Source organism: Dehalobacter sp. TeCB1, assembly GCF_001707455.1.
Taxonomy (GTDB): domain Bacteria; phylum Bacillota; class Desulfitobacteriia; order Desulfitobacteriales; family Syntrophobotulaceae; genus Dehalobacter; species Dehalobacter restrictus.
In genome coordinates this window covers 41,169-55,181 of record NZ_MCHF01000030.1, presented here as the reverse complement: position 1 = coordinate 55,181, position 14,013 = coordinate 41,169, and the positions used below count along the sequence as shown (strand labels likewise).

Genomic DNA, 14,013 nt, shown 5'->3' with positions numbered 1-14,013 from the left:
GGTCTCAATCAAAAAGATACGCAATCTATGCAGAAACACGTACAAGAAGATAGGGTATTTACTCCAGCTTCACTTTTCTCTAGATTGCGGGATAACCTTATAGAACGCAAATTACTTGTTTCTTTAGATAATGCATTTTCTATGGAAGCATTATTACCGGGTGCTTTTATTGAGTTTTCGGGAATATTAAGAAAGAATCCTATGGTTGCTAACATGGAAGGGCTAATACAAATGATGGAGGCTGCGCTTTTATTTACAGTTGCCCCGGGAAAACAAAAACCTAAAGCAGAACAAGAAGTTCTTACTCAAATGAAAAAGTTCTACTCTATGCTTACCCAAACAGGCTCTTTAGATTTAGTTTCGGACTTAGTTATAAAACCTGAAATAAAGGCAGTCATTCCAGTTCAACTTGAATATTTTTCAAACCAAAGCCCAGCGGATATTATAGATGGTCAATTTGTGGTCATTGGTAAAGTGGTCAGATATATTCCTGAGGATATAGGCGAATCGGTTAGTTTATTGAGGGGTACGCCTCTTGCTTATTTACCCGAGGATAATTTAATGCAATTTATTGAGGCTTTTAATACTTTATCATCTACATTATCAACGCCAAGTGAATTTACTACTCAAATTCCTGGACCTGTTTTGTTGGTAGTTCCTATAGCTATTTATGCTTAATTTGGGGTGAGGCACTACAACAGAGTATTTTCGACACTTAGCCAATATGTAAGCGGTTGGGGCGCGTCGCAAACACTCGGGACGTAGTTTAAAAAAGAAAAAATAGTACCAAATAATGATCAAAACTAAAAAAGGCAATAACAAAATAACTATGCTAAAAATAAACATAGTAACACCTTCAAATATAGGAAAACGGCTAAGTTACCGGCTCTAACTTATAGCCACGTTTAATCAATTCTTGGATCAATAAATCATCAGGAACGATCAGAATAGAATTTTGCCTGCTTTTCTTCTCGGTAGCCTTAGACTCGGATACTTCCTTGAAAGACTCATCTCTGGAGAGCATGTAATAAATAGCAACCAGCATTGAACGGCAAACAGCAATAACCGCCTTATTATGTCCCCTCCGCAGCTTAATAGAGTGGATACCTACTGACAAAACGAGAAGAACGTTTGCTTCTTGAAAAGCTATTTACACATTGGGTCAAAACGGCTTTGAGATACATATTTCCCTTTTTTGTTTTAGCAGAACGCCGTTTGCCTCCTGTTTCATTATTCTAAGGGCATAAGCCTGCCCAGAAACAAAGATGATTAGCGGAAGGGAAAACAGACATATCGGTTCCAACCTCCGAAAGGATAGCAATCGCAGAAGTTTTCCTAATAGCAAAACGAGAGCAAAGTAATGAATAGCAGGCTGTAAATCATGTGACTTATCTTCGATCAAGCGCTCAATTTGGGCAATCTTATCGTCGAAATTCTTAAGATTATCCAAAGCAACGGAAAGCTTAGCCGCTTGCGTTGAAGTCAAATGTCCTTTAAGGGCACAAATAGGCTGAGGAATTTTCTCTCTGAGCTTGCCCATAACAAGATTGGAGAGAAGATCCTCATCAAAGGACTTAGAGCGAAGAAGAGCATGCATAATATTCATGCCTGACTTGCCGAAAATATCAGTAGCAACGGAAGACAACATCAGATTACAGACAGTAAGGATATTATGAATCCTGCTTTTCTCGGCAGAGCGGTCGCGAATAAGCTTATGGCGATAACGGCTTAGCTCTCTTAACTCACGGATATGTTTTGGGGGGATGAAACTTGGTTGAACCAGACCGAGCCTATGAAGTTCAGCCAGCCACTTGGCATCCCTTCGGTCGGTTTTATTACCTGGAAATGTTTTAGTAAACGAGGGATTAGCCAACGTAAGAAAAAAAGAATCTTCCATCAGGTTAAATACAGGAATCCAGTACTTACCGGTGCTTTCCATAACGACAACGTGGCAGTCGTTCTCTTGAAGCCAAGCAATAGTTTTTGTGGACATCAATACCGGTACAGATAGAATGAACAACTTTCGGTTAATATCTCCTCCATAGGCTGGAAACGGCTGCCTGAAAAGAAAATAATGTAGTTTCCATGCTCTAAGCATAATCATAAATTCACTAAGGCAGCCGTCGCAGAGTTAGGCACGGGTCTATCCACGCAAAAGATTGGATTCTACCAATCGTCCCACGCGCTCGTCAGTCCAGCCTATATACTATTAATACACCAATGTAGAAAATAATGGAAGATAGTTGTAATTTGAAGTAAAATAAGGATATCGGCTCTTTTCATTATCATTGATGCCGCCAAAAGGCGGCATAAGGACAGTTAGACGAAGTACTGATGAAAGATATTAGGAGGATGGAAGACTATTATGAAAGCTGAATTAACTGGAAATAACGTTAGGGCAAATTGTCCGGATTGTGATGGAGTAATAACAACTTTTGAATCTACTCGTTCAGGTTCATCATTTGGCTCAATAATTATTGAAGGAAAACTTTCTTTCAATGGAATAGAGCATACAAGAGTTCTTTACATACTATTACGATGTGCAAATTGCGGAAGAGGTGGCTTAGCTAAAGTTCATGATTCGGGAAATACATCACACAACGGTCATCTAGAATGGTTTCTTCCAAATTCAGTAGATAAAGCTAACATCCCCAATAATGTTCCTGAAGACATAAAATCTGAATTTACAGAGGCAGAGGAATGTGCGTCAATCGGTGCTTATCGAGCAGCAACTGCGTTGTTGCGTTCTTGCTTAGAAAAGACATTTAAAGTAAATGGATATACCTCAGGTAATCTGGCACAGAAGATAAATAAAGTTTGTGATGATGGAATTATTACTTCTGCAAGAAAGAATAAGGCCCATGAAGAGATTAGAGTATTAGGGAATAACATCTTGCATGATGAATGGCGGATTGTAGATTATGATGAATATGATCTGTCACATCATTATACTCAAAGAATTTTGGAAGATTTTTATGATGATCGTGTTGAAGTCGAAAGTATCCTGAGAGAAAAAGGGGTATATTGAATAGTGGATTTTGAATGTTTAAACAACGCACTTCGTCTAACACGGTGTTCCCGTCACTTAGAGGATGATGCATGTAGTTGGAACGCGGCGGGAACACCTAAACGTTATATAAAATTGCGCGCACGAACCGCCGCGTCCTGCGGAGGGAGAAAAAAGTCTTAGTTACTGGGAGGTAACATGAAAGAAATTAAGTATGGAGGGAAAAAATGGAGAATAGCAGACAAAGATTATGACGGTCAACTGTTTATTAATGATCGTCAAGGTATTATTAGGTTAATTGTGTATTATTATGATCTAGACACTCTATATGCAGAAAAATTAATACCAAAATCAATATAAATGATTAGTGGGATAAATTAATTCGAAATAATTGAGGTAGATTAATTTGATTGGTAAAGAAATGTATAAAGAATTCCATAGTTCTCAAGATGCTGAAGATTGGGCAAAGAAATATTTCCATGAATGGATTAACAATTTGCAATTAAAAGCAGATAAAAACCTATCTCAACTTCTATTTGAATATTCCGGTAACATGAATATAGTTTATAATCGTTATCTTAGGGGAAATCAAGACTTTAGCGATAAAGAGGCTAAAGAGTATTCCGAAGATATAAAAACTATTTCAAATGCATTATGTAAATTTGAGTTAAAAGAAAATATTATTGTGTACAGATACACTCATAAGAATTTATTAAAATTATTATTTAACTCTTCAAAACCAAAGGTGGGAAAAACATTTGTTGAAAAAGGATTTCTAAGCACTACTCTAGTGCGAGATTTACTAAAAGATTTTGCAAAAGAACATCACTATAATTGTGTTTTAAAGATATTTTTACCAATAGGTACAAAAGGAGCATTTATAAAATTTAATGATAGTTTGCTAAATGAACAGGAATTCTTATTACCGCCAAATACAAAATTTATGTTAATAAGAAAATCCATTAACCGAAGACTTCAAATGGTTTACGAATGTAAACTGGTCGATCAACAACAATATTAATGAATAGCTTAATACAATTCGAAACAAGAAAATTATAAGCTGTATAATTTGAAAAGTATATGACTTTTATACTTGGGGGGTATATCCGCTGGATATCTACATGACCACACTTCTGGAAAAATTAAATGCATTTAATCCAAAGCTCTATAAATCCGCCAATGGGCTATCTGCGATCCGAACCTTGAAACTCATAGAAACTGGAAAGCAGACCTTTGAATCCGATATTCTGTATATGGGTACTAACGCTAACCTTGAAACTTTTGCCAACAATGGTGGAACTCATCTTATTTTGATAACAGATGAGGCTTTACCAGATTACTTCGAAAAGAATCCACCCTTTAATCTATGGTAAAATTGTATTAGGGGTGCAAATAGGATCCTATTTAATTGGTTTTACTTGGTCGATGTCGTTTACTGACCAATTCAATGCAGTCTAATATAATTCTATTTACAGAGAACCGTGGGAATATAAATTATATTCCTACGGTTCTTTGTCATAAGAAAAGATTAGTGTACTTTAGAATGTTGTATCTACTTTCTCTTGAAGGAGTATACCATATTTAAAAACGTCAGCTATGATAGAGATAAGCACTGCAATTAAGATTCCACTTATATGAATATTTGAAAAATCAAAATAATAAATTTTTGTTACGAAAACACAACCTAAAAAGTTTTTTATTGGATCAGCCGCAACCGAATAAATGATTATTGATAATACTATTTTTTTCAGCCTTATGACATTATTGGTATTAAATGGGGTTGTGCTTTTCAAAATTGTATTAAGAATGTCTATTACCTGTTTTATCCCATATAGAATAATAATATTAAGAATTGAACTTGAAACTAAGTAAGTTAGAAAGGCTGATTTCGCATTAAATCTTTCAATAGCTACAGATTGTATAATGCTAAAAGGAATATAAACACCAAAGGTGGTACCATTAGCTAGATTATATTCTATAAACCAATCTAAATTTCCCTTTTCAACAGTAAATCCTTGTTCTGGAGTAAAGAATAAAATAAAACAAACAATCAATGTTGCAAAAAGTAATATTATCCCAATAATAAAGATAATTGATAAGATATTATTGATAGTTCTCGTTCTTTCTTTCAAATATATAATGTTATCTTGTCGCATAGAATACCTCCCTTTTATTACCATTATATTACATTATATTCAAAAGACAATAATTTAATCTCTTTTTATGAGATTGACATGACAATCATGATAACCACATATAAAAATGCCTGTCCGTAAAACAAAAGCAATTTCGTTTTTGCGGACTGGCATTTTGTTTTGTAATCTCCGGACAAGCACATTTACTGACTGTACAGACAAGATTCGAATGACCTGTCAATCCGGTGGGAAAAGAGGTGAATGACTGGAACACGGGATTTTAAGATTATTATACAACTACCAATGAAACAGTTAATTCCTGAAACTGTGAATCGGTGCCGGAATTCTGCCGCCCCGGTTAATGAACTCTTCCGCGCTGTATGGATTGACCGCCATGATCGGTGCATAGCCCAGTAAGCCGCCGAACTCGGCAGTATCGCCGACCCCTTTGCCATGAACCGGAATCACGCGGACTGCGGTGGTTTTATGATTGATGACGCCGATGGCGGCTTCGTCTGCAATCATGGCCGAGATCGTCGATTCCTTGGTATCTCCGGGTATCGCAATCATATCCAGTCCTACGGAGCAGACACTGGTCATCGCCTCGAGCTTGTCAAAGGTCAGTGCGCCGCACTTGACCGCATTGATCATCCCTTCATCTTCGCTGACCGGAATAAACGCTCCGCTTAGTCCTCCTACGGAGGAGGAGGCCATGATGCCGCCTTTTTTAACAGCGTCATTCAACATGGCCAGCGCTGCAGTCGTGCCATGGGTTCCACAGGCTTCCAAGCCCATTTCTTCAAGAATCCTGGCCACACTGTCTCCGATTTCCGGTGTTGGGGCCAGGGACAAATCCAAAATGCCGAACGGTACATCCAGTCTTCTGGATACTTCGTTGCCAACCAGCTGGCCGGCCCGGGTAATTTTAAAGGCAGTCTTCTTAATATTCTCGGCTACGACATGCAAGGGTTCTCCCTTAACCTTCTCCATGGCACATTTAACGACGCCGGGACCGCTTACCCCGACATTGATCACAACTTCAGGTTCACCAACCCCGTGGAAGGCGCCTGCCATAAACGGATTGTCATCGACGGCATTCGCAAACACCACCAGCTTCGCACAACCCAGAGAATCCCTGTCCCTGGTCAAATAAGCTGTATCTTTAATGACTCTTCCCATCATCTTGACTGCATCCATGTTGATGCCGGCTTTGGAATTGGCCACATTCACAGACGAACATACCCGTTCTGTTTCATTCAGAGCCTCAGGGATGGATTCGATTAAGATTCTGTCACCTTTTGTAAAGCCTTTCTGCACCAGAGCGGAGAAGCCTCCGATAAAGTTAACGCCGACCTCCCGGGCTGCTTTGTCCAGCGTTCTCGCAAACTCGACATAGCTTTCGTCTTCACTCCCGGAGGCGATGATAGCCATCGGCGTAACGGATATTCGTTTATTGATAATGGGAATGCCATATTCAGTTTCGATTTCATTGCCGACTTTGACAAGATTTTGTGCCAACCTGGTAATTTTGTCATAAATTCTCCGGCGGGCCTTTTCTCCTGAAGCGTCAATGCAATCAAGCAAAGAAATGCCCATCGTGATGGTCCTGATATCCAGTTTTTCTTTCTCGATCATGCGGGTGGTTTCAAAAATATTTTTATAGAGACTCATTATTTACCTCCAAAAGACTTCCCCTGTTTCTGGCTGGCAACTTGTCAACCCTTGTTAACTGTAAGTTAAATATTGTGCATGTAGTCAAAGATCTCTTCTCTTTGAATCTTCACCGACAATCCGATCTCTTTACCGAAGGCATCGAGCTCTTCCTTCAGGACACTGAAATCGCATTTTATATTGGAAAGATTGACCAGCATCATCATGGTGAAATAATCCTGCAAAATCGTCTGGCTGATATCCTCCACGTTTACATTATTCTCCATCAGAATCTTGGTAACGCCATAGATGATCCCGACTTTATCTTTTCCTATTACAGTGACAATTCCTTTCATTGTAACACCTCCGTTTGTTTCATTTTATTCTATCATTTCCTGATAAACAAAAGCAAAAATAGCGCAGTCCTTCTCAAATATTAGGCGCCTGCGAAAAATAATAAAGAAATGGCCGAATAATAAGCGGGATCGACCATTTCTTAATCACCGTCAGATGTAAAAAAAATTATTCGCCGCCGCTTTCTCCTAACATGTTAAGAAGCGTCATCTGTTCTTCTTTTATTTTTGCCAATTCATCTGCAAAATTGAGTGCTGCCAGGATAGCTACCTGATGTGCTGGTATCCTCGGGAATTTCAACGCAATTTCTTCCATTCTTTTATCGACATCATGGGCGAGTTTCTTGATATATTCCTCAGATCCCTTGCCGCGAATAACATGAAGTTCTCCGAATATCAGAACCGATACTTTTTGTTCTTCCGGATTCACTGTCTTCACCCGCTCTCCTGTCTAGTACCTTGTTACATCATCATTATTGTTTATTTTCGCCATTTTGCCCCAAATTCCTGCTGTATTCCCGAAAGGATGTCGGAATTAAAAGTGTTCACTTCTTCATCTTTCAAGGTTCGTTCTGCAGACTGGTAACGCATCGTAAAGGCAAGGCTTTTGTGTCCTGCCGGAACGGGCTGTCCTTGATACACGTCGAACAGCTCTACTTCTTTCAGGAATTCCCCGCCGAGTGCCATGACCTTTTTCTTAATATCTTCTGCGGATACCTCTTCAGGAACCACAACGGCCAGGTCACGCTGAATTGCCGGATAACGCGGATACGATTTGGCAATAACCGCGAGATTGGCATTCCTGGAAAGCGCTCCAAAATCGAGCTCAAACAGCACCGGACACTGCAGGTCCCATTTCTGGTCGAGCTGTGGATAGATTTCCCCGAGAATACCAAGGTACTCCCCTTTGCTGTAAATGCTTGCGGACCTTCCGGGATGAAGCAGGCTGCAGTACTTGCCTTCCTCAATTCTCCGATATTCAAATTCCATTCCGCATTCTTCCGCAATTTGTGTCAGGATCCCTTTGACATAAAAGAAATCAAATTTCACCTGCGAATTCAGCCAGTGGCGTTTGCTTTCCCCCTGCGCCAAGCCAGCAATCCGGGAAACCTCATCGGGCTGCTCCTTTAACGGCAGCTCTTTTGGCAAATAGACATTGCCGATTTCAAACAGCAGCAGATCCGTGTTGCGTCTGGCGGTATTTCTGGACGCAATCTCCAATAGTCCGGGCAGAAGTGACGTCCTCATCGTTCCTAATTCTTCCCTTAATGGATTTAAGAGCGGGATATTCCGGCCTTCTGACCCCCATTGATCATCCAATTCTTTATTGCTGAAAGAGTAGGAAATAACCTCGTTCATCCCGGCTTTGATCAGGATTTTACGCAGTTTGCGCCGGAAAACCTGTTCAGGTGTCCTGCACCCTTGCGTTTGGCTGCCCTGCGGCAGAGTGGTAGGAATCTTATCATAGCCTATGATGCGGGCAATCTCTTCAATCAAGTCAACTTCAATTTTAAGGTCCTGCCTGTAAGAAGGAATTTCAACACTGTACCGGCAATCAGACAATTTCAGATATTCAAAATCAAGAGCTTCAAACACCTTTTCAATTTCCTGATACGTATATTCCACACCCAGGACCTGATTGACCGTGGGAACCGCTATTTCGATCCGAACCTTGGGCGGAAGCGCACAGACTTTTTCCGTAAAGGACATCGGTACACCCGCCTCGAGTTCCAGCAGCAATTCTGCCACTCTGCCCAGGGTTGGGACTGTCCAGTAAGGATTGACGCCTTTTTCAAAACGGCTGGAAGACTCCGAACGGAGTCCCAGCTTTCTGCTGGTACGCCGGACACTCGAACCGAGGAAATGTGCTGATTCAAACAGGATCCTGCAGGTCTTGCCGGTCACTTCGCTTTCCAGGCCGCCCATGACACCGGCAATGGCCTGCGGCCCGTTATCGTCGGCAATAACCAGCATATCGGGTTCCAATTTTCTTTCGATGCCGTCCAGGCTGACCATGGTTTCACCTTGTTTGGCTTTGCGGACTCTGACCGTACCCTGAAGTTTATCCCGGTCGAACGCATGAAGCGGCTGTCCCATTTCCAGCATGCAGTAGTTGGTAATATCGACAATATTATTGATCGGACGGACTCCGGCAGCCCGGAGTCGGTTCTGCATCCAAACCGGCGAGGGTTGAATGACGACATCATCCACCAGCAGGGCCGAATAACGCCAGGAAAGTTCCGGATCTTCAATTTCAACCTTCTGCCTGACATCTTCCGGCCAGGAAGGCATTTCCTCCCGGCCCCATTCCGGCAGAACAGGCTTTTTCCCGAGCAAAGTCCCGGCTTCTCTCGCAACATTGACCATCGCCAGACAATCCGGCCGGTTAGGGTAAAGTTCCAGTTCCAGGACGCTGTCCTGCAAACCAAGATATGTTTCCAGGCTCTGACCGACAGGCGCGTCAGGAGACAGGATCAGGATCCCGCCTTTACTGCGTTCCTGACCGACCGCTTCGATCTCAAGTTCCTTGTCGGAACAAAGCATCCCATACGATTTTACGCCTCTCATATCGACCGGTTGAATTTCTTTACCCCCTGGAAGCACCGCTCCCGGAACGGCTACCGGTACTTTATCCCCGATAAGGACATTTGATGCACCCGTTACAATGGTCAGTTCTTCCCTGCCGGTATTCAAACGGCATACCTGCAGTTTTTGGGCATCGGGATGGGGCTGGATATCCAGAATTTCACCGATATAGACTTCTGTGAAGCCTTTATTCAAGCATTCTACCCCTTCAACTTCAATCCCGCCCCCGGTCAGGACTTCTGCCAATTCCTCAGGACTGAGAGGGAGTTCGAGGTATTGTTTCAGCCATTCCATGCTTACTCTCATCAGAGCATCCTCCAGTACTTCAACATTTTATGATCAATAAAAACAATCTATCTGTAATCACTCAAACGATTTCTAGAATATCGTTCTCTAAATAACTAGACATTTAAACCTTCATAGCTGGGTCTGCGTGCCACAGTTCCAGCGTAAGCGGAGCATGGATGCGGAGCGCGGCTGTTAGCGCCATGGAGGGCGCTATCTGCCGAGAGCGGAATGTGGCGCGCAGACCAGACCCCAATGATTATATTTGTCAAATTATTTAAAGATCAATGTCCTAGAACTGCTCCAGGAAGCGGATATCATTATCAAAAAGCAGTCGCATATCTTCAATGCCGTATTTCAGCATTGCAATCCGTTCTACGCCCATACCGAAAGCAAAGCCTGTTACTTCCTTAGGATTATATCCTCCCATCTCCAGCACATGCGGATGAACCATTCCGGCCCCCAAGATTTCAATCCAGCCGGTCCCTTTGCACAGCCTGCAGCCTGCACCACCACAAAGCATGCAGGATACATCAACTTCAGCACTGGGCTCAGTAAATGGGAAGAAACTCGGCCTCAAGCGGATTTCGCGAGATTCGCCAAACATTTGTCTGGAGAAATACAGAAGCAGTCCTTTGAGATCGGACATTCTGACTCCCTTATCGACCAGCAGCCCCTCTACCTGATGGAACATCGGTGAGTGGGTTGCATCATCATCGTTGCGAAAGACTTTACCAGGCGCAATAATCTTGACCGGAAGCTGGGGTCTTTGTTTCTCCATGGTTCTGATCTGGACCGGCGAGGTCTGCGTCCGAAGCAGAATATCCTCGGTGATAAAAAACGTATCCTGCATATCCCTGGCCGGATGGTCTTTCGGGAGGTTCAGCGCTTCAAAGTTATAGTAATCCGTTTCTATTTCTGGTCCCTCAGCAATGGTAAAACCCATGCCCATAAAAATATCTTCAATTTCCTCAATCACTTTGCTTAAAGGATGCTGGTGTCCTTGAGGCAAAGAATACCCCGGCAGACTGATATCGATTCGTTCTTCCCTTAGTCTGCTTTCCAAAGCATTCTTTTCAAATTCCCTCCATTTTTTGTCCCAGGCATCTTCGAGCTGCGTGCGCAGTTCGTTAACGATCTGCCCCATTTTGGGACGCTCTTCCGCGCTGAGCTGACCCATCTGCTTCAGCAAGGATGTGAGTGATCCCTTTTTGCCCATCACGCGAACTTTTAGCTCCTGAAGCTCTTCCGACGAAGTCAGCTTGGTCAGTTGCTCCAGTGTATCTTCTTTAATTTTTTGAATTTCTTCTCGCATCGCGGTCACCCTTTCAGCAATTAATTATATAAAAAAACAATAAACCCTCGTCCGACTAGGGACGAGAGTTCGTATTCCCGTGGTACCACCCTTTTTTGACCATGCGTCAAATCACAGTTCACACTTAATAAGCTGGTAACGGCTGCCAACCGATATAACTCCCGGAATGAACTTCAACCTCAAGACTCCCATGTTGAGGTAGCTGCCTGCCTGGCCGACTTTCAGTCTGAGTCGGTCCTCCCTTTAGAGGCCTGCCTGCCTTTTGTTCCGTTCATTGTCACTTGTCAATTTGTCGTTGTTCTTGTACCAAAGATATAATTGGGGAGAACCGGTTGCCTCGAAGGCTTTCCAAAAATAATCAGGCGCTGACATTTTGAGCCCACCTTTCCTCGGCTTAGGTCCGGAAAGCAAAGTAATTGTTTTCTTTGCCTGATCAGAATTATATCATTTTCAATCATGGTTTACAAGAATTGTCCCTGTCTTCGCATTTCATAAAGGAATATTCCGGCAGCCATTGACGCATTCAACGATTCAACATTGTTAAACATTGGAATGGAATAGTGCTTAGCGGCCTTTTCCATAAAAAAAGCTGACGGCCCTGTTGCTTCATTTCCCACAATTAATGCCAAAGGATAGTCTTCACGAATGTTCGTCTTAAATATGGAAGTTCCACCCATGGTGGATACGACCATGGAACATTCTTTTTGTCTGCAAAAAATTGCTATTTCTTCAGGCGTTTTATCCGCCAGAATCACCTCGGAAAAAACGGAGCCCATACTGCTGCGCAGAACTTTGGGATTATAAAGATCCACCGTTTTTTTTGTCAGAATGATTTGCTTGACATCTGCAGCCAAGGCGGTTCTTAAAATCGTACCCAAATTACCCGGGTCCTGGATTCCGTCAACGACGAGAAGAATGGTATCCTTCTCAATCAAGATATCCTGCCAGTCAAATTCGGTTTTGCGGATAATCCCGAGAATGCCCTGTGGCTCTTCCGTAGCGCTCATTTTGCGCATTACCGCTTCAGACACCTCTTCAGCTTCTATTCCCAGCGCTCGTATCTCCGTTACCAGTCCGCCAATACTTAAGGATTGCTGCAAATCCGATTTTTCCATCGCCGCGTCCTGAGCCGTATAATAAATCTTCTTAAGCTGCGCTTGCCTAAGAATAGCTTCCTGTACAAAACGTTTGCCTTCTACAAGGAATTCCCTATATTCTTTACGGCCTTTTTTATCATGCAGGGATACTACATGCTTGACCTGTTCATTTTGCAAAGAAACGATCATGATGATCCTCCCGGATTACCTGGAATAGATAGAGCAAGAGTCCGGTCCTGAAAAGACCGAACTCCAAAGATTCATAGGTATTCTTGACTTAAGCATTCGCCTGAGCTTTTGCATTGGTGTTGTCGAGTTTGCTTTGGGCAACTTCTACAAGCTTCGTAAAAGCTGCAGCATCATTAACTGCCAAATCGGCCAGCATTTTGCGGTTGATATTGACATTGGCCAGCTTCAGACCGTACATCAGCCGGTTATACGTAATGTTATTCATTCGGGCAGCTGCATTAATCCTGGTGATCCACAGCTTACGAAAATCGCGTCTTCTCTGTTTGCGGTGAACATAAGCATACGCCATCGATTTAACGACTTGCTGTTTGGCCATTCTGAAAAGTTTGCTCTTACGTCCTCTATATCCTCTGGCTAATTTTAATATTTTTTTATGGCGTTCATGTGCTCTGACGCCTCTTTTTACACGGGCCATTTTTAAAGACCTCCTTTAAGTGATATTCTTATTTTACATAAGCGATCAAACGAGCAATACGCTTCGCATCAGTACTATGCATCGTTGTAGCTTTGCGAAGATTCCGTTTACGCTTTGGTGATTTCTTCTCCAAGATATGGCTTTTATAGGCATGATAACAAACAATTTTACCGGTAGCAGTTTTCTTAAAACGTTTGGCAGCTCCGCGGTGTGTTTTCATTTTAGGCATTTATGACAACCCCCTTTTCATATTAATCGTGTTTGTGTGCGGTAGGAGCTAAAATCATAACCATATTACGGCCTTCGACTTTGGGTTCACGCTCGACAAGAGCTTCTTCACTAAGAAATTCAGCCATTCGTAAACACAATACTTTACCATGGTCTGGGTGTGTTATCTCCCGTCCTCGAAACATGATGGTAACTTTAACTTTATCGCCATCGCCTAAAAAGCGCTGGGCATTGCGAGCTTTGGTCATAAAATCATGGTCTTCAATATTCGGGCGGAGCTTGACTTCTTTAATTTCAACAACCTTCTGCTTCTTACGGGCTTCTTTATCACGCTTCGCCTGTTCATATTTATATTTCCCATAATCCATCACCTTACAAACCGGTGGTTTGGCAGCAGGAGCAATCTCCACTAGATCAAGCGCTTTTTCAGCAGCGACGCTCAAGGCTTCTTTAATAGGAATGATCCCGAGTTGTTCTCCTTCTTCGCCTACTAATCGAACTTCCCGAGCCCGGATTTCTTCATTAATCCGTAAATCTTTGTTAATAGCGAATCACCTCCAATTTTTTGCTTACAACGAGCCAAAGAGTATAAAAAAATAAAGACGGTATTCCACCCGTCTTCATCATACAAAATGAGCATAACCATACTGGAAAACTCACTAGGACCTCATCGGCATTATGTCATGAGGTGAG

General features: G+C 42.3%; 16 protein-coding genes and 1 other annotated feature (1 of these 17 cut by a window edge). Of the genes, 5 read left to right on the top strand and 11 right to left on the bottom strand.

The window, feature by feature from the left end:
- Positions 1 to 678, top strand: a 678-nt coding sequence (locus A7D23_RS16045; protein ID WP_176714404.1) for a hypothetical protein, incomplete at its 5' end; no start/stop codon positions are given.
- Positions 679 to 1,162: 484 nt separating this feature from the next.
- Here the strand turns inward: A7D23_RS16045 and A7D23_RS08775 are convergent.
- A complete protein-coding gene (locus tag A7D23_RS08775) occupies positions 1,163 to 2,020 on the bottom strand; it encodes an IS110 family transposase (protein WP_051008292.1) in 858 nt (285 codons plus the stop codon).
- Between the two features lie 345 nt (positions 2,021 to 2,365).
- On the opposite strand from A7D23_RS08775, the gene A7D23_RS08770 reads away from it, so the two are divergent.
- The 4 genes from A7D23_RS08770 (at position 2,366) to A7D23_RS08760 (ending at position 4,380) form a co-directional block, all read left to right on the top strand.
- Positions 2,366 to 3,028 (top strand): DUF4145 domain-containing protein, encoded by a 663-nt coding sequence (locus A7D23_RS08770; RefSeq protein ID WP_019226601.1) that lies wholly within the window; start codon positions 2,366 to 2,368, stop codon positions 3,026 to 3,028.
- Positions 3,029 to 3,205: 177 nt separating this feature from the next.
- The gene (locus tag A7D23_RS16040) at positions 3,206 to 3,367 is read left to right on the top strand and encodes a hypothetical protein (RefSeq protein WP_019226602.1); all 162 of its coding nucleotides are present in this window, start codon (positions 3,206 to 3,208) and stop codon (positions 3,365 to 3,367) included.
- Between the two features lie 46 nt (positions 3,368 to 3,413).
- The gene (locus A7D23_RS08765; RefSeq protein WP_019226603.1) at positions 3,414 to 4,028 is read left to right on the top strand and encodes an ADP-ribosyltransferase; all 615 of its coding nucleotides are present in this window, start codon (positions 3,414 to 3,416) and stop codon (positions 4,026 to 4,028) included.
- 100 nt (positions 4,029 to 4,128) lie between these two features.
- Positions 4,129 to 4,380, top strand: coding sequence for a hypothetical protein (locus tag A7D23_RS08760; RefSeq protein ID WP_019226604.1), 252 nt, complete (start codon positions 4,129 to 4,131; stop codon positions 4,378 to 4,380).
- A 165-nt stretch (positions 4,381 to 4,545) separates the two neighbouring features.
- Here A7D23_RS08760 and A7D23_RS08755 read toward each other — a convergent pair whose 3' ends face one another.
- From A7D23_RS08755 to infC, 10 genes are all read right to left on the bottom strand, one after another.
- Positions 4,546 to 5,163, bottom strand: a complete 618-nt coding sequence (locus tag A7D23_RS08755) for a DUF2975 domain-containing protein (RefSeq protein WP_019226605.1) — start codon at positions 5,161 to 5,163, stop codon at positions 4,546 to 4,548.
- A gap of 291 nt (positions 5,164 to 5,454) precedes the next feature.
- Positions 5,455 to 6,813 carry a PFL family protein gene (locus A7D23_RS08750; protein WP_019226606.1) on the bottom strand — a complete coding sequence of 453 codons (1,359 nt, stop codon included), beginning with the start codon at positions 6,811 to 6,813 and terminating at the stop codon, positions 5,455 to 5,457.
- A 65-nt stretch (positions 6,814 to 6,878) separates the two neighbouring features.
- A complete protein-coding gene (locus A7D23_RS08745; RefSeq protein ID WP_019226607.1) occupies positions 6,879 to 7,148 on the bottom strand; it encodes an ACT domain-containing protein in 270 nt (89 codons plus the stop codon).
- Positions 7,149 to 7,314: 166 nt separating this feature from the next.
- Positions 7,315 to 7,584: a cell division protein ZapA gene (locus tag A7D23_RS08740; protein ID WP_015044023.1), complete on the bottom strand. Its 270-nt coding sequence runs from the start codon at positions 7,582 to 7,584 to the stop codon at positions 7,315 to 7,317.
- Positions 7,585 to 7,625: 41 nt separating this feature from the next.
- Positions 7,626 to 10,037, bottom strand: a complete 2,412-nt coding sequence (pheT, locus tag A7D23_RS08735) for a phenylalanine--tRNA ligase subunit beta (RefSeq protein ID WP_019226608.1) — start codon at positions 10,035 to 10,037, stop codon at positions 7,626 to 7,628.
- Between the two features lie 271 nt (positions 10,038 to 10,308).
- On the bottom strand, positions 10,309 to 11,331 hold the full coding sequence (gene pheS, locus A7D23_RS08730; protein WP_019226609.1) for a phenylalanine--tRNA ligase subunit alpha: 1,023 nt from the start codon (positions 11,329 to 11,331) through the stop codon (positions 10,309 to 10,311).
- A gap of 461 nt (positions 11,332 to 11,792) precedes the next feature.
- A complete protein-coding gene (locus A7D23_RS08725; RefSeq protein WP_019226611.1) occupies positions 11,793 to 12,617 on the bottom strand; it encodes an RNA methyltransferase in 825 nt (274 codons plus the stop codon).
- A gap of 88 nt (positions 12,618 to 12,705) precedes the next feature.
- Positions 12,706 to 13,092 (bottom strand): 50S ribosomal protein L20, encoded by a 387-nt coding sequence (gene rplT, locus A7D23_RS08720; RefSeq protein WP_015044027.1) that lies wholly within the window; start codon positions 13,090 to 13,092, stop codon positions 12,706 to 12,708.
- Positions 13,093 to 13,120: 28 nt separating this feature from the next.
- The gene (gene rpmI / locus A7D23_RS08715) at positions 13,121 to 13,321 is read right to left on the bottom strand and encodes a 50S ribosomal protein L35 (RefSeq protein WP_019226612.1); all 201 of its coding nucleotides are present in this window, start codon (positions 13,319 to 13,321) and stop codon (positions 13,121 to 13,123) included.
- 22 nt (positions 13,322 to 13,343) lie between these two features.
- A complete protein-coding gene (gene infC, locus A7D23_RS08710; protein WP_083221889.1) occupies positions 13,344 to 13,865 on the bottom strand; it encodes a translation initiation factor IF-3 in 522 nt (173 codons plus the stop codon).
- A gap of 43 nt (positions 13,866 to 13,908) precedes the next feature.
- Positions 13,909 to 14,013, bottom strand: a sequence feature (ribosomal protein L20 leader region); it runs 25 nt beyond the window's last position.

What these genes read in the sequence shown, in the direction of transcription:
- A7D23_RS08760 (WP_019226604.1), top strand. Translation starts at nt 4,129, where the DNA reads ATGACCACACTTCTGGAAAAATTAAATGCATTTAATCCAAAGCTCTAT.
- A7D23_RS08755 (WP_019226605.1), bottom strand. Translation starts at nt 5,163, where the DNA reads ATGCGACAAGATAACATTATATATTTGAAAGAAAGAACGAGAACTATC.
- A7D23_RS16040 (WP_019226602.1), top strand. Translation starts at nt 3,206, where the DNA reads ATGAAAGAAATTAAGTATGGAGGGAAAAAATGGAGAATAGCAGACAAA.
- pheT (WP_019226608.1), bottom strand. Translation starts at nt 10,037, where the DNA reads ATGAGAGTAAGCATGGAATGGCTGAAACAATACCTCGAACTCCCTCTC.
- A7D23_RS08725 (WP_019226611.1), bottom strand. Translation starts at nt 12,617, where the DNA reads ATGATCGTTTCTTTGCAAAATGAACAGGTCAAGCATGTAGTATCCCTG.
- rpmI (WP_019226612.1), bottom strand. Translation starts at nt 13,321, where the DNA reads ATGCCTAAAATGAAAACACACCGCGGAGCTGCCAAACGTTTTAAGAAA.
- A7D23_RS08745 (WP_019226607.1), bottom strand. Translation starts at nt 7,148, where the DNA reads ATGAAAGGAATTGTCACTGTAATAGGAAAAGATAAAGTCGGGATCATC.
- pheS (WP_019226609.1), bottom strand. Translation starts at nt 11,331, where the DNA reads ATGCGAGAAGAAATTCAAAAAATTAAAGAAGATACACTGGAGCAACTG.
- A7D23_RS08770 (WP_019226601.1), top strand. Translation starts at nt 2,366, where the DNA reads ATGAAAGCTGAATTAACTGGAAATAACGTTAGGGCAAATTGTCCGGAT.
- rplT (WP_015044027.1), bottom strand. Translation starts at nt 13,092, where the DNA reads ATGGCCCGTGTAAAAAGAGGCGTCAGAGCACATGAACGCCATAAAAAA.
- A7D23_RS08750 (WP_019226606.1), bottom strand. Translation starts at nt 6,813, where the DNA reads ATGAGTCTCTATAAAAATATTTTTGAAACCACCCGCATGATCGAGAAA.